The sequence below is a fragment of the Aeromonas sp. CU5 genome (assembly GCF_002586745.1).
Classification (GTDB): domain Bacteria; phylum Pseudomonadota; class Gammaproteobacteria; order Enterobacterales; family Aeromonadaceae; genus Aeromonas; species Aeromonas sobria.
Window position 1 is genome coordinate 3,127,064 of sequence record NZ_CP023817.1, and the last position, 22,560, is coordinate 3,149,623.

Annotated in this window: 26 protein-coding genes; 14 read left to right on the forward strand and 12 right to left on the reverse strand. The window is 60.3% G+C overall.

Annotation, left to right across the window (positions count from 1 at the left end; translation table 11 throughout):
• Window positions 1-15: 15 nt before the first annotated feature.
• A complete protein-coding gene (locus CK911_RS13870) occupies window positions 16-597 on the reverse strand; it encodes a YjaG family protein (protein ID WP_098970645.1) in 582 nt (193 codons plus the stop codon).
• A 162-nt stretch (window positions 598-759) separates the two neighbouring features.
• On the opposite strand from CK911_RS13870, the gene CK911_RS13875 reads away from it, so the two are divergent.
• Complete coding sequence (locus CK911_RS13875; protein ID WP_042019421.1) at window positions 760-1,704, forward strand: D-2-hydroxyacid dehydrogenase; 945 nt, start codon at window positions 760-762, stop codon at window positions 1,702-1,704.
• 78 nt (window positions 1,705-1,782) lie between these two features.
• On the opposite strand, the gene mepM is transcribed toward CK911_RS13875, so the two are convergent.
• Window positions 1,783-3,120 carry a murein DD-endopeptidase MepM gene (gene mepM, locus CK911_RS13880; protein ID WP_098970648.1) on the reverse strand — a complete coding sequence of 446 codons (1,338 nt, stop codon included), beginning with the start codon at window positions 3,118-3,120 and terminating at the stop codon, window positions 1,783-1,785.
• 260 nt (window positions 3,121-3,380) lie between these two features.
• Here mepM and CK911_RS13885 point away from each other — a divergent pair, with 260 nt between their 5' ends.
• Both CK911_RS13885 and CK911_RS13890 read left to right on the forward strand, forming a co-directional pair.
• A complete protein-coding gene (locus CK911_RS13885; protein WP_098970650.1) occupies window positions 3,381-4,679 on the forward strand; it encodes a LapD/MoxY N-terminal periplasmic domain-containing protein in 1,299 nt (432 codons plus the stop codon).
• The gene (locus tag CK911_RS13890) at window positions 4,676-5,617 is read left to right on the forward strand and encodes a TAXI family TRAP transporter solute-binding subunit (protein ID WP_098970652.1); all 942 of its coding nucleotides are present in this window, start codon (window positions 4,676-4,678) and stop codon (window positions 5,615-5,617) included. Before CK911_RS13885 ends, CK911_RS13890 begins: the two co-directional genes overlap by 4 nt.
• On the opposite strand, the gene CK911_RS13895 is transcribed toward CK911_RS13890, so the two are convergent.
• Both CK911_RS13895 and znuA read right to left on the reverse strand, forming a co-directional pair.
• The gene (locus CK911_RS13895) at window positions 5,612-6,286 is read right to left on the reverse strand and encodes a transglutaminase-like cysteine peptidase (protein ID WP_098970654.1); all 675 of its coding nucleotides are present in this window, start codon (window positions 6,284-6,286) and stop codon (window positions 5,612-5,614) included. The two genes, CK911_RS13890 and CK911_RS13895, sit on opposite strands and share 6 nt — an antisense overlap.
• A gap of 67 nt (window positions 6,287-6,353) precedes the next feature.
• Window positions 6,354-7,292: a zinc ABC transporter substrate-binding protein ZnuA gene (gene znuA / locus CK911_RS13900; protein ID WP_098970657.1), complete on the reverse strand. Its 939-nt coding sequence runs from the start codon at window positions 7,290-7,292 to the stop codon at window positions 6,354-6,356.
• 93 nt (window positions 7,293-7,385) lie between these two features.
• Here znuA and znuC point away from each other — a divergent pair, with 93 nt between their 5' ends.
• Entirely contained in the window at window positions 7,386-8,162 is a 777-nt protein-coding gene (gene znuC, locus CK911_RS13905; RefSeq protein WP_042019414.1) for a zinc ABC transporter ATP-binding protein ZnuC, read from the forward strand.
• A 21-nt stretch (window positions 8,163-8,183) separates the two neighbouring features.
• Entirely contained in the window at window positions 8,184-8,963 is a 780-nt protein-coding gene (znuB, locus tag CK911_RS13910; protein WP_042019412.1) for a zinc ABC transporter permease subunit ZnuB, read from the forward strand.
• A 9-nt stretch (window positions 8,964-8,972) separates the two neighbouring features.
• On the opposite strand, the gene CK911_RS13915 is transcribed toward znuB, so the two are convergent.
• Complete coding sequence (locus CK911_RS13915; RefSeq protein WP_068979008.1) at window positions 8,973-9,863, reverse strand: LysR substrate-binding domain-containing protein; 891 nt, start codon at window positions 9,861-9,863, stop codon at window positions 8,973-8,975.
• A gap of 92 nt (window positions 9,864-9,955) precedes the next feature.
• Between CK911_RS13915 and CK911_RS13920 the strand changes: the two genes are divergently transcribed.
• Window positions 9,956-10,813, forward strand: a complete 858-nt coding sequence (locus CK911_RS13920) for a DMT family transporter (RefSeq protein WP_098970659.1) — start codon at window positions 9,956-9,958, stop codon at window positions 10,811-10,813.
• Window positions 10,814-10,817: 4 nt separating this feature from the next.
• On the opposite strand, the gene CK911_RS13925 is transcribed toward CK911_RS13920, so the two are convergent.
• A complete protein-coding gene (locus CK911_RS13925) occupies window positions 10,818-11,405 on the reverse strand; it encodes a uracil-DNA glycosylase family protein (RefSeq protein ID WP_098970661.1) in 588 nt (195 codons plus the stop codon).
• 99 nt (window positions 11,406-11,504) lie between these two features.
• On the opposite strand from CK911_RS13925, the gene rarD reads away from it, so the two are divergent.
• Window positions 11,505-12,395, forward strand: coding sequence for an EamA family transporter RarD (gene rarD, locus CK911_RS13930; protein WP_098970663.1), 891 nt, complete (start codon window positions 11,505-11,507; stop codon window positions 12,393-12,395).
• Here rarD and CK911_RS13935 read toward each other — a convergent pair.
• Window positions 12,377-13,111 (reverse strand): ABC transporter substrate-binding protein, encoded by a 735-nt coding sequence (locus CK911_RS13935; protein ID WP_098970665.1) that lies wholly within the window; start codon window positions 13,109-13,111, stop codon window positions 12,377-12,379. The genes rarD and CK911_RS13935 overlap by 19 nt on opposite strands.
• Before the next feature lie 44 nt (window positions 13,112-13,155).
• Here CK911_RS13935 and CK911_RS13940 point away from each other — a divergent pair, with 44 nt between their 5' ends.
• Window positions 13,156-13,500 (forward strand): GIY-YIG nuclease family protein, encoded by a 345-nt coding sequence (locus tag CK911_RS13940; RefSeq protein ID WP_098970667.1) that lies wholly within the window; start codon window positions 13,156-13,158, stop codon window positions 13,498-13,500.
• Between the two features lie 90 nt (window positions 13,501-13,590).
• On the opposite strand, the gene pspG is transcribed toward CK911_RS13940, so the two are convergent.
• From pspG to CK911_RS13960, 4 genes are all read right to left on the reverse strand, one after another.
• Entirely contained in the window at window positions 13,591-13,809 is a 219-nt protein-coding gene (gene pspG / locus CK911_RS13945; protein WP_005335871.1) for an envelope stress response protein PspG, read from the reverse strand.
• 48 nt (window positions 13,810-13,857) lie between these two features.
• Window positions 13,858-14,064 (reverse strand): PspC domain-containing protein, encoded by a 207-nt coding sequence (locus tag CK911_RS13950; RefSeq protein WP_068979015.1) that lies wholly within the window; start codon window positions 14,062-14,064, stop codon window positions 13,858-13,860.
• Window positions 14,065-14,066: 2 nt separating this feature from the next.
• Window positions 14,067-14,729, reverse strand: coding sequence for a phage shock protein PspA (gene pspA / locus CK911_RS13955; RefSeq protein ID WP_042019398.1), 663 nt, complete (start codon window positions 14,727-14,729; stop codon window positions 14,067-14,069).
• Window positions 14,730-14,939: 210 nt separating this feature from the next.
• Window positions 14,940-15,668, reverse strand: a complete 729-nt coding sequence (locus CK911_RS13960) for a 1-acylglycerol-3-phosphate O-acyltransferase (RefSeq protein WP_098970669.1) — start codon at window positions 15,666-15,668, stop codon at window positions 14,940-14,942.
• Between the two features lie 184 nt (window positions 15,669-15,852).
• On the opposite strand from CK911_RS13960, the gene CK911_RS13965 reads away from it, so the two are divergent.
• The 4 genes from CK911_RS13965 to CK911_RS13980 are packed head-to-tail and all read left to right on the forward strand — an operon-like array spanning window position 15,853 to window position 19,597.
• On the forward strand, window positions 15,853-16,230 hold the full coding sequence (locus tag CK911_RS13965; RefSeq protein ID WP_042019396.1) for a hypothetical protein: 378 nt from the start codon (window positions 15,853-15,855) through the stop codon (window positions 16,228-16,230).
• A gap of 52 nt (window positions 16,231-16,282) precedes the next feature.
• Window positions 16,283-18,325 (forward strand): protein-disulfide reductase DsbD, encoded by a 2,043-nt coding sequence (locus tag CK911_RS13970; protein ID WP_098970671.1) that lies wholly within the window; start codon window positions 16,283-16,285, stop codon window positions 18,323-18,325.
• Window positions 18,326-18,334: 9 nt separating this feature from the next.
• Window positions 18,335-19,078 carry a DsbA family protein gene (locus tag CK911_RS13975; RefSeq protein ID WP_098970673.1) on the forward strand — a complete coding sequence of 248 codons (744 nt, stop codon included), beginning with the start codon at window positions 18,335-18,337 and terminating at the stop codon, window positions 19,076-19,078.
• A gap of 3 nt (window positions 19,079-19,081) precedes the next feature.
• Window positions 19,082-19,597 (forward strand): protein disulfide oxidoreductase, encoded by a 516-nt coding sequence (locus tag CK911_RS13980; RefSeq protein WP_098970675.1) that lies wholly within the window; start codon window positions 19,082-19,084, stop codon window positions 19,595-19,597.
• Window positions 19,598-19,699: 102 nt separating this feature from the next.
• Here CK911_RS13980 and CK911_RS13985 read toward each other — a convergent pair whose 3' ends face one another.
• Entirely contained in the window at window positions 19,700-20,524 is an 825-nt protein-coding gene (locus CK911_RS13985; RefSeq protein ID WP_098970677.1) for a LysR family transcriptional regulator, read from the reverse strand.
• Window positions 20,525-20,654: 130 nt separating this feature from the next.
• Between CK911_RS13985 and CK911_RS13990 the strand changes: the two genes are divergently transcribed.
• Together CK911_RS13990 and CK911_RS13995 are read left to right on the forward strand one after the other, a co-directional pair.
• On the forward strand, window positions 20,655-21,533 hold the full coding sequence (locus CK911_RS13990) for an NAD(P)-dependent oxidoreductase (RefSeq protein WP_098970680.1): 879 nt from the start codon (window positions 20,655-20,657) through the stop codon (window positions 21,531-21,533).
• Window positions 21,530-22,282 carry an SDR family NAD(P)-dependent oxidoreductase gene (locus CK911_RS13995; protein WP_098970682.1) on the forward strand — a complete coding sequence of 251 codons (753 nt, stop codon included), beginning with the start codon at window positions 21,530-21,532 and terminating at the stop codon, window positions 22,280-22,282. Before CK911_RS13990 ends, CK911_RS13995 begins: the two co-directional genes overlap by 4 nt.
• Window positions 22,283-22,560 lie beyond the last annotated feature (278 nt).

The following is a 22,560-nucleotide window of genomic DNA, read 5'->3' on the forward strand; positions in this document are numbered from 1 at the left end:
AGGTCGCGCTGGAGATTACTCTTCCAGACTGATCCCGATGTTGGAGACGCCATCCTGAGCGGCAAACACCTTGATCGCCAGGATACGATCGCTATCGCGTTCGTGGGCCACCCGCTTGAGCAGCTCAACCTGGAATTCCAGCTCGGCCTCCATGTACTCGTGTTCGTAGAGCTCCTCTTCGGTCAGGTCTCGCTCTTCCAATAGCTCGATAAAACCGGCAACCGTGCCGACCGAAGCGTGGCTGGCATCAAAGGCCTCTTCACCGATCCGGCAGATCACAGAGCTGTAAGCGCAACCCAGTGCGACACAAGCATCCAGCGCAGGATAGGCGCCGTAGGATTCAAACTTGCGGGGATCCGGAATATGGGTTTCGAACTCTTCCAGAATGGCCCCCAGATTGACCCGGGATCCCTTGATGGTGAGGTAGGCCCACAGCTGATCCAGCGAGTGCCGGAAGGCGCCTGCATTGCCAAAGCCGGAGGCCTGACAGAACAGGGCATAGTTGGGGTACATGCGCTCTGCCAGCGCCAGGGTGTAGACGGTCTGTTGCCAAGGCTGTAGCTCGGCCAGTCGCTTATAAAACTTGTCACCAAACACTGGAGTCGGATCCTTTGCAAAATGTGGGGCAGATTGTAGCCCACGAGGGGCGCGGCGAAAACGAAAAAGCGCCCTGGTCAGCTATGTTGCGATATGAAGTCAGGTAAGATGGGGCGAGAGCGGCATCTTGTTGCGCCGCAAATTCTGATAAGGAACAAGAGTATGAGCCAACGTACCCTTCTTTTGCTCAGCCAGGATAATGCTCACTACGAACGGCTGCTCAAGGCCGCCAATCTGCCCCATCTGCGTATTCTGCAGGCCAACAATCAGCTCGATGCCGAAAAACTGATTGGTGAGGCTCACATTCTGATGGCAGAGCCAGCCCGCGCCAAACCGCTGCTGCCCAAGGCCAGCAAGCTGAGCTGGTTGCAGTCCACCTACGCCGGAGTCGATGTACTGCTCGATCCCGACAGTCGCCGCGACTATCAGCTCACCAATGTGCGCGGTATCTTCGGCCCGTTGATGAGCGAATATGTTTTTGGCCATCTGCTCAGCCTGATGCGCCAAATGCCCGTTTATCGGGAGCAGCAAAAGCAACGCCTGTGGCAAAGCCACCCCTATCAGGGACTCAAAGGCCGCACGATGTTAATCCTGGGTACCGGCAGCATTGGCCAGCATATTGCCCACACCGGCAAACATTTTGGTATGAAGGTGCTGGGCATCAGCCGTAGCGGCCGGGAGCGCGCCGGTTTTGATCAGGTTTATCAACTGCCTGCGCTCAACAAGATGCTGGCCCAAGCCGATGTCATCGTCAGCGTGCTGCCTGCCACCCGTGATACCCGCCATCTGTTCAATGCCGCTCGCTTCGAACACTTCAAACCCGGAGCTATCCTGTTCAATGTCGGCCGTGGCAGCGCAGTTCACTCAGGCGATCTGCTCACCGCCCTGCGTACCGGTAAGCTGGCGATGGCAGTGCTGGATGTGTTTGAGCAAGAGCCCCTACCTGCCGACAGCCCGCTGTGGGGCCAGCCCAACCTCATCGTCACCCCCCACAACAGTGGTTACAGTTTTCCAGAGGATGTTGCCCAGATTTTTATTCGCAATTACATCCGCTTTATCGATGGGCAACCGCTGGATAGCAAAATCGACTTCGACAAAGGTTACTGACCCTGCCGGTTGCTACCCATGTAAAAAGGCCCCGCCAGTCTGGCGGGGCCTTTCTATATCAGGATGGCTTACTCAGCATCAGCCAGCTGCCAGCTCCTTGCGATAACTCTTCACTTTAGCGAGGAACTGACGACGTTCCTTGCCACTCAAGGGCTCAGCCATCGGCAGTTTGGCGGTCATGGCATTGACCGGACGGTTATTGATGCGCAGCTCATAGTGCAGGTGCGCACCGGTAGAACGGCCAGTGTTCCCGGAAAGGCCAATCTTGTCGCCCATCTTCACCCGTTGCCCCGGCTTGACCAGCAGCTTGCTCAGATGCAGATAGCGGGTCGCCAAGGTGCGGCCATGCTTGATAACAACATAGGTACCCGCCAGCGGGTGTCTGGTCGCCTTCTGGACGACACCATCACCGGTAGCCAATACCGGCGTACCCACCGGCAAGGCAAAGTCAGTCCCTTCATGCGGACGAATAGCGCCGGTCACTGGATGTTTACGCGCCGGGTTGAAGTTGGAGCTGATCCGGTAGCGGCTATGAGTCGGATAACGGCGGAAACCGCGCTCCAGACTGTTGCCCTGAGCATCGTAATAGTTACCGTCTTCCGAGAGCCACGCCGAGGTATTCTGGCCCTGGCTGGTTACTTCCACCCCCAACAGCTGGCTATTGCCAGTGCTCTTTCCTTCTACCGTCTCCTGGCGCACCAGTACCTTGAACGTGTCGCCCTTTTGCAAATCTTTGGCAAAATTCATCCGCCACTGGAACAGGTTGGCAATCTTCTGGATATGGTTGGCAGGGATGCCTGCATTGCGGGCACTGACATAGAAGCTACCGTTGATCACACCGTTGTAACGCTGCGGTTGCCACTCCACCTTCTCGTTGATCATGGTGGAGCTATACGCCTCGCCCCCACGTTCCATCACCAGGGTCTGCTTGATGTTCAGGCGGATCTTCAGTTGCTGCAGGATATTGTCCTGATCAATCAACAGCTCGATATTCTGTCCCGGCTTGAGCCGCGCCAAATGGTTCTTGTTGTCTGCATCCAGCACCTTGTAGAGGGTGGTGGTAGAGAGCCCGAGGTTGTTGAAGATAGCGGTCAGGTTTTCGCCATTACGCACCCGATAATCCTGCCACTGGGGAGTGGCATCGACCGGGATATCGTCATCCGGCGCACTCTGATCCACCAGCTCATGATCAGGGATTTCGTTAAAGTCGGTGTTGTTTTCATTGGTTGCCGTACCGGCGGTATCAATGGGCAACTCAAGACGCAGCGGCCGCTCCAGGATGTCACCAGGCGCTGGCAATAATGCCACTGCCGACAGCGTCATGGCCGTCAGCATCAGCATCGCATAAAAATGTTTGCGGGGAACCGGGGGTTCCCAATTGGTAGCCTGCACTACCAAGGGACGGAGACGTTTCATCCGCTATCCTGTATTTAGATCTAAAGAGTGTGAGTCGCGCGATCCGTTGTGACAAAACCGCATAAAACTGTTCTTTGGACAAAAACAAACACAGATAGTTCATCACAATCTGCATGAACTTCACATTTTATGCATAACCTGCCCTGATGGGCAGAAATGATCGTCTTTTTTAACCATTTTTTCCTATTTTTAAGAACCGGGTCGGATTCGACTCTGAATAGAAACCCAAAATGTTGCGATATCTTTTCCATGGAGTGGATATGACGTTATCAAAACTGTTGAGCCGGATAATTCTCGTACTGTTCTTGATCGGTGCCGTGCTGCTGTTTGCTCTGGAGGCCACGACCATCCGCCAGTCGATCCTCGATCAGATGTCCGCCAACCTGGAGACGGCAATTACCGCGCTGGGGCTGGTCTTGCAGGGCACCTTGCTCAATGACGACAAAGTGCTGGCTGAAACTATCGTCAACGCCATGTTTGATGGCGGTTTCGTCAGCTCGGTCACCCTGATTGATCCCGATGGCCAGTTGCTGTTTCAGAAAGTATTCCACGCTACCCAGCAAAATGTACCAAGCTGGCTCCCCTCTGTTATCGGCATGCCCCCCGTCAAGATTGAGCAAGAGTTGACCGATGGTTGGCGCATGCTGGGCACCCTGACTCTGGAAGGACATAGCGGCTACGCCTATCAGCATTTGTGGAATGCCATCAGCCGCACCGGTCTGGCGCTGCTGGCAGGACTCGTCGTGTTTACCCTGATCATCTCCCTGGTTTGCAAACGCCTGCTACAACCGCTGGAACAGATCAACCTGCAGTTGATCCGGGTCCGCAAACATCAGTTCAACAGCGCCCTGCCAACCCCCTGGCTGCAAGACCTCAAAGAGGTGTCGCTCTCCATCAATCAACTGGTATCCGAACGCAAACGGGATCTGTTGCAACAACGGCTCAAAATTACCCAGCTGGGAAAACAGCTACCCCCGCCAACTTCACAACCACTGCAAGGGCTGGACCCGTTGCCAGAAGGCGGGCAACTACAAACTTTTGCTTCTACCCAGGGGGATATTGCACTCTATCAGCGTTTTTTACCCAGCCAGACGCTCTCTGCCAACACGGATCTGACGGTCATCCAAGCTGCATTGCAGCAGTGGCAACAACTGCACGTAGAGGGTATCTCCCTGCCACTCTCGTTGCTCAATCACCCGCAATGGACCGAGATTGCCCCTTTGCTGACCCAGGGCCGTGGCAAAACGCTGGATTGGCGTTGGGATGTGGTCTCCTTCCCCTCCCACGGCCAGCCCGCATTAGCCGCGCTGCAGGAGCAGGGCTGTGAACTCGCCTTCAGTGCCATTCCCCTGAACGCAGACACGCTTAATCTGCTCGACCCGCTCAATCCCATTTTTATCAGCTGTCAGCTGACCGATGCGCCGCTCTATTGGAACCTGCTCTCCCAGACCATGCATGCCGCCGGTTATACCCTGCTGGCAGAAGCGGGCGAGTGCAACGACAGAGACCAGCTGCGAAACTGGGGTATCGATGGTTATGCCAAGGAGGCTCAAGCATGAAAAAGCTCGCCATGTTATTGCCTCTGCTTTGGCAACCCGGCCTGATGGCCGAATCCATTACGATTGGCACCGGGGGTGAACAGGGTATTTATCACCAGATAACCAAAGAGTTTTGCCGCCTGGCCCATGAGACCGATGAGCAACTAAAATGCGCACTGCAGGGAACATCAGGTTCAATAGAAAACCTGCAGCGACTTAAGAGCGGCGAGTCTTCCTACGCCATGGTGCAGTCCGATTGGCTGTATCAAGCCAGCAAGGGCTTGGGCCTGTTTGCCACACAGCCACAACCCGAGCTGCGCGCCCTATTTGCTACTCATGCCGAGCCATTCACCATAGTGATCCGTGCCGACGGGGATATCACATCACTGGAGCAGCTTAAACTGGTACCTATCGATATGGGGCTGAAGGGATCTGGCACACGCCAGACCGCACTGGCCCTGTTCAATCAACTGGGAGCACAAGAGCAGGATCTTGATTTGAAGAGCATGGCCAATCAGTCCGATGCACTTTGCAGCAAACAGATTGACGCGTTTGCGCTGGTGATGGGGCACCCGAACCGGATCGTGCTCGACACCGCCAAACGCTGCGCCGTCCGCTTCCTACCCATCGAAGGGGCCACCCGGGATCAGTTACTCAAGGGCGTCAGTTACTATCAGCGCAGCCAAGTGCCCGCCCGCATCTACCCTGGCAACCTGAAAGCGACCCCGACCTTTGCCATCGCCGCTACCCTGGTGACCAATGCAGCCATGCCGGAAGAATCTGTCTATCGGCTGACTAAAGCCATGCTGACCCAGCAGACCAAGTTCAATGAGCAGACGTACGGTTACGCCAATATGTTTCACCGGGCGCGCAATAAAACCGGCCCGGTGCTGAGCATTGAACAGCATCCGGGCGCGGCGAAATATTTCGAGGAGTTGAAAGCAGCAGGCAAGCTATAGCTGACGACGGGGAGAGCGCAGTTGCTCGCTGGAGAAACGAGTCTTCATCGATGTCCACTGCGCTAGCCTATCGGCACTCCCTGCCAGCGTACCTTCCCGGCGCGACTTCATGATCCAGATGCTTTTGGCATCGAAGCTGTAGACGGGTATCAGATCGGTACGCTTGCTACCTGGCAGGATCCGGCTGTTGATGTTATCGAGCACCAGTGGGTCAGCCTTGGGAGTCGGGAAGTAGAGCGTTACCATGTGGAACTGGTTGTAACGCACCGCCTTGACGTAGGCCAGCCGCAGCTTCTTCTCATCCACCCCCAGCTCCATCAGGGTGTAGTACTTGGAGATGCTGTAATCCTCACAATCCCCACCCCGGGCACCGATAAACTCCAGCGGATTGGCCCAGTAATCCTCATCCCCCCACAGTTTGGGATCCTCGCTGTAGGTCAGATTGTTGAAGTAGTTGTTCACCAGCTCGACCTTCTGCTGGTCGGTAGTGCCCGCTCTGGGGGTCAACAGGCGAGAGAATGCCTCGGCCCGCTGAATGGCGCGGCCACCATACACTTCCTGCAGTTTGGCCCGCAGATCCGGACTGGCAATGTACTCGGAAAGACGCGATGCCTGCACGTTGGCGCAACATAGAGCCAAAGTGCAGGCCGGGATCAACAACCATTTCATAGCAGACACTCCATGTCAGATGCTGGAGGTCAGTATAGTCCGTCCGAGTACGAGGCTCAGCAGGTTATCAGCGGCACTGGGCGAATGCGTCAGCCAATTGCTGCATGAACTGGGGATAACCATCCGGACCGAGTGGCACCTGTTCACCTACTTCATCCAGTAGCAACACTTTTGCACCGGTATTACGCGCCACCGATTCGATGACTGCCGGTGAGAATTGCGGCTCGGCATAGATGCAGCTCGCCTGCTTCTCTTCCAGTGCCTTGCGAATATCCACCAGCGTCTTGGCGCCAGGGCGACGCTCCGGGCTCACGGTGAAGTGACCTTTTGAACTCATACCGTAGTGACGTTCCCAGTAGCCATACGCCTCGTGGAATACAAAGTACCCCTTCTGGTTCACCGCCTTCATCTGGCCAGCAATCACCTTGTCTTTGGCATCCACCTTGGCATCAAATGCCGCGAGGTTGGCGTCATAGCGAGCCTGATTGGCCGGGTCCAGCTTGCCCAATTCGCTTGCGATCGCCTTGGCAATCACCTTGGCCTGCGTCGGGCCAAGCCAGATGTGGGGATCGACTCCTTCGTGATGATGTCCCTCATGCCCTTCATCATGATCGTGGTCACCGTGCTCGTGAGCGCCATGATCGTGATCATCATGGTCATGAGAATCGTGACTATCCTGAGTCGCGTAGTTGAATAGCTGCATCCCCTCAACCTGAGTCAGGGTCAGTGCATGGGGATGATTGGCCAGCGGCTTGGCCATGAAGCCTTCCAGCTCGGGGCCGACCCACACCACCAGACCAGCGCTGTTGATGCTGCGAATATCGGACGGACGCAGGGAAAAATCGTGGGGAGAGGCGCCAGTCGGCAGCAATACCTTGGGCTCGCTCACCCCGTCGGTGATCGCCGCTGCGATGAAGCCAAGCGGCTTGATGGTGGTCAGCACCTCAAGGGCACGGACAGGCAAACTCACCGCCAGCAAGGCAGTGAAAAGCGCAATAATTCTCATTGATGAATCTCGTCAGGGGGTGAGTATGTGATAATATAACAGCTGCTTTTTGTTATATTATAACTCTCACTGGCTGTAAACCCCGGAGTTGTCATGAGCCAATTGGTGGAGCTGAAAGAGGTCTCTCTCTCGTTTGATGGGCGCTCTGTGCTCGACAAGGTCTCCTTTACCCTCAATAAAGGCAAAATCACCACCCTGGTCGGCCCCAATGGGGCGGGCAAGAGCACCTTGAGCAAGCTGGTGCTGGGCCTGCTTACGCCGGATTCGGGCAAGATCACCCGCAGCCGCGATCTGAGAGTCGGCTATGTGCCCCAGCGCCTCTATCTGGATCCTACCCTGCCGCTGACGGTACGCCGCTTCCTGCAACTGGGCAAAAACAGCCGCCTCTCCATCGAGGAGGCGCTGGCCCGAGTGGGCGCAGAGGGATTGCTGGAGAACCGGATGCAAAAACTCTCCGGCGGTGAGATGCAGCGTGTGCTGCTGGCTCGCGCTCTGCTGGTGAAACCCGAGCTGCTGGTGCTGGACGAGCCGGTGCAAGGGGTGGATATCAACGGCCAGATCGAGCTCTACGCCCTGATCGGCCAGCTCGCCGCCGAATTCAATTGCGCCGTGCTGATGGTCTCCCACGACCTGCATCTGGTGATGGCCAGCACCCACGAGGTTATCTGCCTCAATCGCCACGTCTGTTGTCATGGCGAACCGGAAAGCGTGGCCCGCCATCCCGAATTTGCCCGTCTGTTCGGGCGCCCGGAACAGGAGGTGCTGGCGGTCTATACCCATCATCACCACTGCGACGGCGAACACCATCATCATGAACCGCAGGCCCCCGTCATCCGCCTGCCCTCTCGCAACAACGCTCACAGCAAATAGCGCAAGCAACAGGACATTCAAGTGGACAGCTTTCTGTTATACGCCCTCGCGGCCGGCCTCGGCATCGCCCTGCTAGCCGGCCCCCTTGGCAGCTTCGTGGTATGGCGCAAGATGGCCTATTTTGGCGACACCCTCTCCCATGCCTGTCTGTTCGGCATCGCGCTGGGCATCCTGCTGCAGGTCGATCTCACCCTGGCGGTGGTGGTCTGCTGCCTCGCCATGGCGATGCTGCTGGTGATCATGAGCCGCAACCAGCAGGTCGCCACCGATACCTTGCTCGGCATTCTGGCCCACAGCGCCCTGTCGCTCGGTCTGGTCACCTTGAGTTTTATGGATAATGTGCGGGTGGATCTGATGGCCTACCTGTTCGGCGACCTGCTCTCGGTACAACCGATAGATCTACTCTGGATCTACGGCGGTGGCGCTCTGGTGCTGCTCACCCTGTGGCGGTTGTGGGACCCCCTGCTCTCCATGACCATCTCGGAAGAGCTGGCGCGGGTCGAGGGGATCCGGGTCGATGTGCTGCGCTGTGTCTTGATGCTGCTGATTGGGCTGGTGATCGCCGTGGCGATGAAGTTTGTCGGCGCACTGATTATCACCTCCCTGCTGATCATCCCCGCCGCCACCGCCCGTCGCTTCAGCCAGACACCGGAGCAGATGGCCGGCTTTGCCGCGCTGATCGGCTGTCTCGCCGTGCTCGGCGGGCTGACCCTCTCCTGGTATCAAGACACCCCGGCCGGGCCATCAGTCGTCGTCTGCGCCACCAGCCTGTTTGTGCTGAGCCAGTTCAAGAGAGCGTAACGGCGCAGGCTAGAGCGGCATGCTCTGGCGTGTCTCCATCATCAGCCACTGGCGCAACCGGCTGATGGCGGGCTCATGGGCCCGGGATCGCTTGCAGGTAAAGTAGAAGGCATCCCCCGTCTCCAGCTGGTGTACCGGCAAGGCCACCAGCTGGGGATCATCGGGGCGCAGCATGTAGTCATTCACGAACGCCACCCCCTGATCCCAGGCCGCCGCCTCCATTGCCAACAGCACATGACTGAAGTGGTGCATCCGCGCCTCGTCCGGAATCACCAGCCCGCCCGCCTTGGCCCAGCGCTGCCAATCCTCGCCCCGCGCCTTGTAGATGGACTGCACCGACAGCAGCGGCAACTGCCAGATGGCCTCTGGCCACTCCCCGCTGACCTGCTGCAACAGGCGGCGACTGCAGACCGGAAAGAGCCGCTCCTGATAGATAAGATCGTGACAGTAGCCACGCCCGTGGGGCGACACTGTAATAAAACAGTCCGCCACCCGATCAGAAAGCTCGGGGTCTTCCGCCACCATCTCCAGACTCAAATCCAGCTCGGGGTAGAGTTGGCGCAACCCGGCCAACCGTGGGATCAGCCACTTCACCGCAAACGAGCTGTAGACCGCGAGGCGCAACCGCATCTCGCCACCACCGCGCAGTTGCTCGCTGCTCTGGGCAATCTGGCTGAGCCCGGCGGCAATCCCCTCGAAGTAACTCTCCCCCTGCGGCGTCAGCGAGAGCAGCCGCCCCTGACGCAGCAGCAAGCGCTCCCCCAAAAAATCCTCCAACAGACGGATCTGATGGCTGACCGCACTCTGGCTGACGTTCAGTTCAAGGGCTGCGCGGGAGAAGCTGAGCAGGCGAGCGACCACCTCGAAATATTGCACGGCACGGAGGGGTGGCAGCTTCATTATCTAAAAATCTCATGCATGGTCATTTTTTATCATTTTACTGGATAACGGCCCTCGCGCTACCCTCCCCCTCATCTGAAGTGGGAGGTGGTATGAATGCAGTAGGGATCGGCATCCTTTATCTGGTGCTGGGCAACATGGTGGCGGTCTTTTCCGATGCACTGGTCAAGGTACTGGAGCCGGATCAGCCCGTATTCCAGTTTGTCTTTTTTCGCCAGCTCTCGGCCGCCATTCTGCTGATGCCCTGGCTGCTCTGGTCATGGCGCCGCAACCCGCCGGTAGCCATCAAATGGCACCTGCTGCGGGCCCATATCTGGGCGGTCGGCGTCTGCCTGATGGTGATCGCCCTCACCCGCTTGCCGCTTGCCACCGCCAATGCCTTGTTCTATGCCGCGCCTTTGATGATGGTGCCGCTGGCGGTGTGGATGTCGGGGGAAGCGATCTCGCGCCAAAAGGTACTGACGGCACTGCTCGGCTTTATCGGGGTGCTGATCGTGCTGCGCCCGACCGAGGTGAACTGGGCCGCGCTGGCGGCGCTCGGGGTGGCGCTGTCGATGGCGCTCAACAATCTGCTGATCAAGCGGATCCCGCTCAAGCAGCCCATCGCCCAGACCCTGTTTTTCACCAACGTGCTGAGCATGCCCTTCATTCTGGCGCTGGCACTGTGGGAAGGGGGCGACTGGCAGTGGCAGATGTGGTGGCCCGCCTTCGGCTCGTCGGCGCTGATCATGGTCTATGCGGGCTTGTGCGTGGTGGCCTATCGCCAGGCAGAGGCGAGCAAAATCGCCTCGGCGGAGTACACCGGCCTGTTGATGGCGGTTGCCATCGGGGTGTGGCTGTTTGACGAGCAGCCGGGCCTGCCGCTGCTGCTGGGGTGCCTCTGCATCATCTTGCCGCTGGTCGCCATGGCCCGCAGCAAACCCAAACCACTGGCTGAACCGGCGGTTTAAGCGCTCAGGGTCGTTCCAGCAAAGGGGCGACCCTTTGCTGCAGATGGGGGACTATCTCCTGCTCGAACCAGGGATTCTTCCTCAGCCACAGAGTATTGCGCGGTGAAGGATGCGGCAACGGCAGCCAGCCGGGGCCATAGTCAGCCCAGCAACGCACCGTCTCGGTAAGCGACCCCTTGGCCGCCTTGCCCAGATAGCGGTTCTGGGCGTATTGGCCGATCAGCAGGGTCAGTTCGATGTTGGGCAACAGCATCAATACCTTGTCGTGCCAGGTGGGCGCGCACTCGGGTCTGGGCGGCAGATCGCCCGACTTGCCCTTGCCGGGATAGCAGAGACCCATCGGCATGATGGCGATGCGGGATTCGTCGTAGAAGGTGGTTTTATCGACCCCGAGCCACTGGCGCAGCCTGTCACCGGAGGGGTCATCCCACGGGATACCGCTGGCATGCACCCGGGTGCCGGGCGCCTGACCGATGATCAGCAGGCGGGCACTCTCGGCCCCGCGGATCACCGGACGAGGCCCCAGCGGCAGATGCGCCTCGCACAGACGGCAGGCCCTGATTTGCTCAAACAACTTATCGATTCGCTGCATGACGTTGATAGTACCAGCATTTCCCTATTTCCCCTCTTGTGGAAACAAGGCACTCCCCCTACTATCGCCATGGGTGTTTAATTTAATAAACGGACAATAATGAAAAACTGGCTAGGTACCGGCACCGCAACCCTCTCCTTCATCCTGTGGGGGATGCTGCCGCTCTATTATCAATTCATGCCCGAGGTCAACATGTGGGAGCTGATCTCCCACCGGGTGCTCTGGTCTGTGGTGCTGCTGGGTGCCCTGTTTCTGCTGCTTGGCCACCAGGTGCCGTGGGCACGGTTACGCAGTGAGCCGCGCCAGCTCGGCCTCATTCTGCTGGCGGGCCCCGTTATGTCCATCAGCTGGTGCATGTTCACTTGGTGCCTCACCACCGGACAGGTGCTGACCACCAGCCTCGCCTTCTTTATGACCCCGCTGTTCAATATCGTATTCGCCGTCATCTTCCTGAAAGAGCGGCTCACCCCGCAAAAGCATCTGGCGGTCGCACTGGCGCTGGCGGGGCTTGCCTACATGCTGTTCTGCTACGGCCAGCTCCCCTGGTTCTCCCTCATCATGGGGGCCAACTTCGCCTGCTACGGCCTTATCAAGAAGAAGATCCACTACGACACCGGCACCAGCCTCTATCTGGAAGCCATGGTGCAACAGCCCGTCGCGCTGATCATCATCGGCACCCTGGCGTGGCACGGGGAAGGGGCATTCGTGAACGGGGATTTGGCCGACAAGCTGCTGCTGATGGGCAGTGCGCCCGCCACCCTGCTGCCGGTGGGGCTGTTCTGCTATGCAGTGGCGAGAACCCGGATGAGCACTGTGGGGCTGCTGCAATATATCGAGCCCAGCCTCGCCTTCCTGCTCGCCATCTACTGGTTTGGCGAAGCCCCGGACCCCATCAAGACGGTCGGCTTTGCCTTCGTCTGGTCGGGTCTGTTGGTGAGCCTGCTGCCACTGCACCGGCTCAAGCGTCGCCCTCAGGGTGTGCCACGATAGGACTCCAGCACCTTGTGCCAACGGGGGTCCTTGTCCATCTGCTCGGCAATGTTGTTGAGGCGGGCATGGAGATCGGCACGGGATTGGGGAATCAAAATATGGCGGGTATAGCTGGATTGGGGAAAGGGCGAGACAAACAGCTTGCCCTCATAGGCCGGGACATGGGTGACAAACGCGAGGGCCGATCCGGGCACCAGAGTCACATCGATGCGCCCGCGCACCAGCAGATCCAGATTGATCTTCACCTTCTTGGCATCGTGGCGCACCAGCTCACCCCCGGCGGCCGCCTCATCGATCCCCTGATAGCGATAGCCCTCCACCCCGCCAAACACCAGTCCATTGAGGGAATCGGGCCCGCGATAGGTAACCGGATTATCGATGTTCGAGATCAGCTCGTTGGTGTCGCGCATCACCGGAAAGGTCCAGAGATAACGCTCGCGATGGGGATCCCCTACCCAGGCGGGATTGACCCAGACCACCAGACCGTCAAAGTCGGGATCCGCCATCTCCAGCGCCAGCCGGGCGCGATTGACCAGCCAGAGTTCGATCTTGGGTTCACCCCCCAGCTTTTCATTGAGATACTTGACCAGCTCGCGGCTCAGCCCTGCATCCCCACCGGTATTGAAGGGCGGATGCTGATGGTAATCGTAGAGACGGATAGTCTCCCCCAGAGCCGGGACCGACAACAGTAACCACAACCAGAACCAGACTCTCATCGCACCTCCTTGAGCTGCCTCTGAGTTTGGCACAGAGAATTTGAATGAGAAAACCCGTGACCACTCCGCCAGTGCCACAACCATCAGAGCCTTCGCGCTGGTCTGTCTATATGGTGCGTACCGCCACTGGCCTGCTCTATACCGGGATCAGCACGGATCCACTGCGCCGTCTGCGCCAGCATCAGAGTGGCAAGGGCTCCCGCGCCCTGCGCGGCAAGGGGCCACTGACGCTGGCGTGGCAGCAGGAAGTCGGCGAGAAAGGGGCGGCCCTGCGCATCGAATACCGCCTCAAGCAGCAGCCAAAATCCTTCAAGGAGCTGCTGATCCACAGCCCGGAGCTCTGGCAGAACTGGAGCCCACAGTGGTTAGCTGCCCCCGCCAAAACCTGAGCCTGACAGGCAAAAAAAGGCCACTCAATGAGTGGCCGGAAAGGGGAAATCAGGGAGCATCACACAACGTATTGCACAACTACAGGTCAGTTACAGGTAGGTATTGGAACGCTTGCTGCGGTTGCTGATAAGCCAGCAGACCGCCAGCACCAGCAGCAACCAGGGGGCTAGCTTGATGATCAGAGCAAGCATGCCGCCCAGTGCCCCCAGCAGCACAAACAGGCCGCTCACCAGCAACATGGCTACCAGGGTAAAACCGGTCAGTGCCATGACCAGCAGCACCACCAGCAATATGAAAAATTCCAGCATAACTTGCTCCTTATCAGTACCTTGTCTGCCGACTGGTCAACCCCTCGGTCAATCCAGCCAGCGCTTCAATTCATAACGGGGCGGCATCACCAGCACCGCCAGCAGATAGGCGGCCAGTGCCAGCGGCGGCATCAGGATCAGGGCGAGCAGTGCCACTACCCGCACCGTGACTCTGGAGACCCCCAACCGTTTGGCAATACCGGCACAGACCCCGGTCAGCTTGCGATGCACCAGATCCTTGGGCCAGGGGCTCATGGTTACACCTCCGCCTTCTGGCCTTTGAGGCGAGCCAGCTCGCGCTCGATCTCGTCATTGAGCTCCAACTCGCGGAACTGGGCCTCAAGCGAAGGGTTCTGCCCCAGCGTGGCCGCCTCCAGCTGGGCTTCCAGCTGATCGACCCTGCCCTGAAAACCGTCAAAGCGGGCCATCAGCTCATGCATGCGCTGGTTGTCTACCTGAGCACGGGCACGAATGCGGCTGTGGGCCGTCTGCTCGCGCAGGGTCAGCAATTTCTGCTTCTCGCGGGCCTCGGTCAGCTTGGCCGCCAGTCGCTCGCTGTCGGCGGTGAGCTGGGCCAGCACCTCGGCCACCCGGGCCTTGTCCTGCTCCAGCTGTTCACATTTCCTGGCTTCCGCCAGCTTCTCGGTGAGAGCGGCACGGGCCAGATCCTCACGCCCTTTCTGGATGGCGAGCTCGGCCTTGGCCGACCACTCCAGGATCTGCGCCTGCAACGCCTGCTGGTGACGCTCCAGCTGTTTCTGTTCAGCAATCACCCGGGCGGCCTGGGTACGCATCTCGACCTGCACCTGTTCCATCTCTTCGATCATCAGGCGCAGCATCTTCTCCGGCTCTTCACTCTTGTCGAGCAGGCTGTGCAGGTTGGCATTTATCACGTCGGTCAGGCGGCTGAATACGCTCATGGTCTGGCTCCTTGTTGATGGGATGGCTATCTCTTCCCATTGCATTACAAGAGCCGTGCCAAGAAAAATTATTGTTGTTTTACATATAGATGGGAATTTAATGAGGAAACTCAAGGATGGTTTATTGGTGAAAATAGCCAACCAGGTGGTGATTTTCACCAACAAAAAAGGGAGCCGGAGGCTCCCTTGTCGATTCATCTGCAATATCCGTCAGACGGCGTGGCTGTGGCCCAGCTTGCTGTCCAGTTCGGCCAGCTTGGCCTCCATCTGGTCTCGACAAATCGTAGAGAGTTCACGGATCCCGGCTGCGCCGTGCTCCTTGCTGCACAGTGGCGGCAACACCTCGACCAGTACCTCGCCGTTGTCCCAGCGATTGAGATCGATCTGCCCAAAATAACTGGAGCAGACGATGGGCACCACCGGCACTTCAGCCTGCACCGCGGTATGGAAGGCGCCGACCTTGAACGGCAACAGACCACGCCCTTGGGAGCGGGTGCCCTCAGGGAACATCCAGATGGAGGTGCCACGCTCCTTGATGCGGTTCACCACCTGACCGATGGTGCCGATGGCACGGGAGCGGTTGGAGCGGTCGATCAGCACGTTGCCGGAGAGCCAGAAGATGAGGCCGAAGAAGGGCAGCCAGAGCAGGCTCTTCTTGCCCACCGCCACCACTCCGGGCATGACGGCACCGGTCACAGTAAAGATATCGAAATTACTCTGATGGTTGCACACGTATACCGATGGCCCCACCGATTTGGCTTCCTCGGCCACGGTCACCTTGATCCGCACCCCGATCAGCGGGCAGACCGCGTGATACATGCGAGCGAAGACATAGACATTGTTGGGATGGCGCGGACGAACCAGACAGAGCAGCAGGCCGAACAGGAACCAGAAAATGAGCAGCAGACCAAGCAGCAGCACACGGGCAATTTTGAGCATCGAACACCTCGAGTTTTAACTCGGCGCAGTATACTGATCCCCCTTTTAGCGAACAAGCGTTCGCCAAACAGAACCGACCACCCTCCCCGTCGCGCCACCCACTGCGCTGCTCATAAATACGCCGCTGACTTGCCCCATCCGCCATTGGTCGTTAGGATGGCCCCTCTTGATAGACGGGGCGAGTATGATTCAGCGACAACGTGTGGCAAAAAATCTCCTGCTGCTGGTCTGCCTGCTGGTGCTCAATTGTGCGGCCCAGCCGCTGGCCCGGCTGGCCCTACTCGAGCACGCCCTCAACTGTCAGGCACTGCCCGTTCCAAGCTCGGCAACGGATCAAGAGGATGCCAAACCGGCCAGCCCGCAGCCCACCAGTTGCCAGCTCAACGGCAAGTGGCTGAGCGCCGCCACCCTGCTCTGCGTCGAACAACTCTTCTTTGCTGTGGCCGTGCTGATCGCCCTGCTGGCCCCCCTTTGGCGCTACACACCGCCACTGCCCCCACCCAGAGTCATCTCGCCGCCCGAACGGCGTCTGCACCTCACCCTCTGCGTCTGGCGGGAATGAGTTCGGCTGCGTTCTTTCGTTAGCTGTCACTCATTTTTGCGAGACCAAAAAGATGTCGAATCTCTTCAAGGCGGCCCTGCTACTGGGCGGTCTGCTGTGGCAATCCATGGGATTGGCCAGCTACACGGGCTGGCTCACCAGCCCACAGAATGATCACGCCCGGGTACGGCTGCAGGCCGACCGCAGCACGGCAGATCAGACCCGCATCCTGCTCGATGTCGAGCTGGAGTCAGGCTGGAAAACCTACTGGCACAGTCCGGGAGAAGGCGGCATTGCCCCCCAGATCCTGTGGGATGAGCCGGTCGGTGCCTTTCAGTGGCACTGGCCGGTGCCACGCCACTTCGAGGTGGCCAGGCTCAGCACCCAGGGTTATCAGGGGGATGTGACCTTCCCCCTCAGCCTCCACTACCCAACTGGGCAACCGCTCAAGGGGACTCTACGCCTCTCCACCTGCAGCAATGTCTGCATCCTGACCGACTACCCCTTCACCCTGGCGGTGGATAGCGCCGCCCCGGCCGACTTCGATTTTGCCTGGGCGAAGGCGATGAGTACCCTGCCCCAGCAATTGCCTGCCGAAACCCGGGTCGAGCTCGGTTATCAGCACAACCAGCTGCAACTGCGCGCCGAGCGGGCAGAGGGCTGGCAATCACCAGCGCTCTTCATCGACGCTCTGGAGGGGGCCGAGTTTGGCAAACCGGCGCTTGAGGTAGAGGGCAACACCCTGATCGCCCGGGTGCCGGTGAGCGATGGCTGGCAGGGGGATGCGCCGGATCTGCGCGGCCAATCCCTCGGCTTGCTGCTCACCAGTGGCGAACAGGCATGGCAGGGTAAGGAGACAATCGGCGCGCCGCTCGCACTGCCCGGCCAGAGCCATTCGCTGTTCTGGTTGCTGGGAGCGGCGCTGCTCGGCGGCCTCATCCTCAATCTGATGCCCTGCGTACTGCCGGTGCTGGCGCTCAAGCTGGGAACTGTGTTGCAACATCAGGAGCGTGAACAGGGAACGGTGCGCAAGCAGTTCCTCGCCGCCAGCGCCGGGATCATCGCCTCCTTCTGGGTGCTGGCCGCCATGAGCAGCCTGCTGCGCGCCACGCAAGGGGCCGTCGGCTGGGGCATCCAGTTCCAGAGCGCCGGTTTTATCGGCTTGATGGTGCTAGTCACCCTGCTGTTTTGCGCCAACCTGTTGGGGCTGTTCGAGATCCGCCTGCCCAGCGCCCTCAGCACCCGCCTCGCCACCAGCGGCGGCAACGGCCTCGGCGGTCACTTCCTGCAGGGGAGCTTCGCCACTCTGCTGGCGACCCCCTGCTCGGCACCGTTCCTCGGCACTGCAGTGGCCTTTGCGCTGGCGGCGCCGCTCGGCCAGCTCTGGCTGATTTTCACGGCATTGGGGATTGGCATGAGCCTGCCCTGGCTGCTGGTGGCGGCCCTGCCAAGACTCGCCCTCTGGCTGCCGAAACCGGGGCGCTGGATGAACCATCTGCGCATCCTGCTCGGCCTGATGATGCTGGGCTCCAGCCTCTGGCTCACCAGCCTGCTCGACAACCATCTCGGCAGCTATGCCACCGGCTGGCTGATGGTTGCCATGCTGCTGGCGCTGCTGGCTGGCATCATCTGGCGTTACGGCATCCGCGGCTTCACGCTGGCGATCGCCCTTACCGCCCTGATTGGCAGCCCCCTGCTGCTGAGTGGCGCCTTTAGCGCGCAGGGCTCGGCCAGTGTTGACAAGGTGGTCTGGCAGCCGCTCTCTGAACGCGCCATCACAGATGCGCTGGCCCAGAACAAGCGGGTCTTTATCGATGTCACCGCCGACTGGTGCGTCACCTGCAAGGCCAACAAATACAACGTGTTGCTGCGCGATGAGGTGCAACAGGCCCTCTCGGCCCCCGATGTGGTGGCCCTGCGCGGCGACTGGAGCAAACCAAGCGACACCATCGCCGCCTTCCTCCGTAAGCGGGGCGCGGCTGCGGTTCCCTTCAACCAGATTTACGGCCCGGTGTTGCCGCAGGGGGTCACGCTGTCACCCCTGCTCGACAAGGACGATCTGCTGACCACATTGCACAAGGCTGGCCTGCTTCAGGCTGGCACCACCCGATTTTAAGGAGCAACCATGAAACCGACTCTTAGCGCCCTGACCCTGCTGGCCTCCCTTTCCGCAACCCTGCTGGCTCCGGCCCTGCACGCCGCCCCCTTCACCCCGGAGCAGGAGGCGCGCATCAAGGAGCTGATCCGCGAGACCCTGATCGCCAACCCCAAGATCCTCGACGAGGCCGCCGAATCCTGGGAGAAGCAGAACGCGGCAGCCCAAGAGGCGCAGCTTGGCAACTTCATCAAGGGCAACAAGGATGTGCTGTTCAACAGCGCCACCAGCCCGCGCCTCGGCGCCAAAAATCCCAAGCTGACGCTGGTGCTGTTCACCGACTACAACTGCCCCTACTGCAAGCAGTTCGATCCCCAGCTGACCAAGCTGCTCAAGGCCTATCCGGACGATCTGGGACTGGTGATCAAGCTGCTGCCGTTCAAGGGTCAGACCTCCGCCAAGGCGGCCCAATACAGCCTGACCCTGTGGCAGCAGGATCCCGCCCGCTTCCTCGCCCTGCATGACAAGCTGATGAGCAAGCAAGGGATGCTGACCGAGGCGGATATCAACAAGGCGCTGGCGGCCACCGGCAATGTGGCCCTCAAACCGGAAGGCAAGGCGACCGAAGAGCTGCGCAATAGCCTGCGTATCGGCACACTCTTGGGGGTACAGGGCACACCGGCGACCCTGATCGGCAACCAGCTGGTGCCGGGCGCCATCCCCTATGAGGAGCTGGAGCAACTGGTGCAGGCCGAACTGGCCAAGCAGGGGTAAGGGATGACCACCAATCCTCAACCCCGCTGGCGACGCTGGAGCAAGGAGGCGATCTGGCTGCTGCTGATAGCGCTGGTCATCTCGACCCTGCTGGATCTGTGGCGCAGCCCGACCCTGCCAGAGGGGGCGATGAGCGCCCCCGTTACCCTGCAGGATGGCACCAGCACGGATCTCGCTACCTTAAGTCAGGGCAAGCCGCTGCTGGTCTACTACTGGGCCAGCTGGTGCGGCGTCTGCCGTTTCACCACCCCGACCGTGCAGCAACTCTGGCAAGAGGGTGAAAACGTGCTGACGGTGGCGCTGCGCTCCGGCAATTCGGAGCAGTTAGGCAAGGGGATGAGCAAGAAGGGGCTCACCTTCCCGACCCACAACGACGAGTCGGGAGCGCTGGCCGCCCAGTGGCAGGTGGGGGTGACGCCGACTTTCCTCGTCATCAAGGATGGCAAGCTGGTGAGCAGCACCACCGGCTGGAGCTCGAAGTGGGGCTTGCAACTGCGGCTCTGGTGGGCGTCGCTCTAGCCCTCCCATCCTCACTAAACGCCAACCTTCACCACGGCAAGCCTCACCACAGCAACCAATGACAAGGGCCATCCCACCGGATGGCCCTTTTTTATGCCGACATCAGGCGGGGAGCTGCATTCCGCGTAGCTGTTCCAGCAGAGCGGTCACCGCCGCCGAGCGCAACGCATCGGGGGCATAGCAGAGCCCCACCCGCCGCTTGAAGGGGGATGCCGCCAACTCGGCCACCGTACAACCGGGCGGACAGAGCGAGCGAGGCAACCAGCCAATCCCCGCCCCTGCGGCCACCATAGTTGCCGCCAGTCGCAACGACCCCGCCCGCCGCGGATAGAGCGGTGCCTGATTCCCGAGGATGGCGATCAGCCGCAGGTGGGAGTCGTGACGCGGGCAGGTAACCCACGGCTCGTCCGCCAGCGCCGCCGGGGTGAGCGCCCCCTTGCCCGCCAGCGGGTGATCCGGCGGCAGTACCAGCACAAACTCCTCCTCCAGCAGGGGGATAAATAGCTCGTCGCCACAGCGCAGGGATTCACACCCCAGCCGCACATCGCCACAGCAGCCCTCCTCCAGGGTCAGCAGGATCTCTTGGTGGGCGAGCGCCCCGTTGACCAGCGCCCCCACCACGCTATCGCCAAGGTCTGCCTCAATCCCCACCGTCACCTCCAGACAGGGGGACGTTTCACGAAACTCGCGGGCGAGGGAGTCGGTGTCGGCAATCAGCCGCTTGGCGCGGGGATAGAGCCGGTGCGCCGCTTCGGTCCCCTCAACCCCGCGCGCCTGCCGAACAAACAGGTTCACCCCCAGCTCATCCTCCAGCGTCTTGATGGTGGTCGAGAGTGTGGGCTGGGTGATGAAGAGGCGGGTTGCCGCCGCCGTGATGTTGCGCTCCTCGAAGACAGCCACAAACGCACGCAGAGTTCGCACATCCATAGAATTCACCTATATCAGATAGTCATAAAAGCCATTTTTCACGGCGACATGGGGGCAATATAGTGGCTCACCTGCCACAAGGCATCCCAATTGTCTATATCAACGTCTATCAACACAGCCAGGAGCCATCATGCGCCATCTCTCTGTCATCGGCCTCGGGGCCATGGGCTCCGCCCTCGCCACCACTTTGCTCAAGGCGGGCCATCCGGTCACCGTCTGGAATCGCAGCGCCGCCAAGGCGGCCCCGCTGCAGGCGCTGGGTGCGACACTCGCCCCCTCGGTTGGCGAGGCCATTGCCGCGGGAGACATCACCCTGATCTGCGTCGATAACTACGCCGTCAGCCAGCAGTTGCTGGACGAGGCAAGCGACGCCGTGGCGGGCAAGCTGCTGGTGCAGCTCTCCACCGGCAGCCCGCAGGGGGCCAGAGCACTGGAGAGCTGGAGCCACGCTCGCGCCGCCCGTTATCTTGATGGCGCCATCCTCTGCTTCCCGGATCAGATCGGCACCACTGACTCCAGCATCATCTGCTCGGGTGCCAGCACCGCTTTTGCCGAGGCCGAGCCGGTGCTGCGGCTGCTCGCCCCCACCCTCGACCATGTGGCCGAGGCGGTGGGCGCCGCCGCGGCGCAAGATTGCGCCGTCGCCGCCTACTTTGCCGGTGGTCTGCTCGGTGCCCTGCACGGCGCCATGATCTGCGAGGCGGAAGGGCTGCCGGTGGCCAAGGTGTGCGCCCAGTTCAGCGAGCTGTCGCCGATCTTGGGGGGCGATGTGGCCCACCTTGGCAAGACGCTGGCGAGCGGCGATTTCGATCACCCCTACGCCAGCCTGAAAACCTGGAGCGCCGCCATCAGCCGCTTGGCCGGTCATGCCACCGATGCCGGGATCGACAGCCGCTTCCCGCGCTTTGCCGCTGATCTGTTTGAAGAGGGGGTGGCGCAAGGGTTTGGCCAGCAGGAGGTGTCGGCGCTGATCAAGGTGCTGCGGGCGCGCAACGGAGCGGCACAATGAACGAGCTGACCCACCAACCGCAAATTGCGCTGATCACCGGCGCAGCTGGCGGGATTGGCCGCCAGCTCTGCATCGGGCTGGCCGAGGCGGGCTATCGGGTGATCGCCACCGATCTGGCCCCGCACGCTTTCGACCATCCCGAGATCCACTTCCACCCCCTCGATCTGCGGGACGAGCAAGCGATCGTGCGGCTCTTTGCGGAGGTGCGCGCGCAGCATGGCGGCATCCATCTGCTGATCAACAACGGCGCCATCAGCAAGTTCCACACCCGCTTCGAGGATCTGAGCGCAGCGCAGTTCGATCAGGTGATGACGGTCAATGTGCGCGGCGCCATGCTCTGCGCCCGCGCCTTCGTGCAGGCCAACCGCGGCTTGCCTTATGGCCGCATCATCAATATCGCCTCCACCCGCTGGCAACAGAACGAACCGGGTTGGGATGCCTACGGCGCCTCCAAGGGGGCGCTGATGGCTCTCACCCAGTCCCTCGCCAACTCGCTGGCCGAGTACCCCATCACGGTCAATACCATCAGTCCGGGCTGGATCCAGGCGGAGGATTACCACACCCTGACCGAGGCGGATCACCGCCAACACCCGAGCGGCCGGGTCGGTCGTCCCGACGACATCACCCGCGCCTGCCTCTTCCTCGCCGATCCCCAGAACGATTTCATCAACGGCGCCAATCTGGTGGTCGATGGCGGGATGAGCAAGAAGATGATCTACCACACCTCCGCCTCCTTCTGGGAGCAGTAACCCCGGCGGCGGCACAGCGGCTGCCGCCCCCATTCCACCTCCCGATTACCCCCTGCCCATTTTTTCATCGCCTACAGATAGATGGCCCTTGTACTGTCATGGCCGACTGGCAACAATAGCCCTGCAACTGCCCCTCTTCACTCCGCCCCTTAACTCGTCGCTCAATTCATCGCTTTAGGGGGGCGTTTCCGTTAAAATGACGGGTTTTTACCGTGCCCGGGTTTCCAATCCCCACCCTCAGGCACCCGCAGTGTGAATCCTATGATGCCAGTGATGCA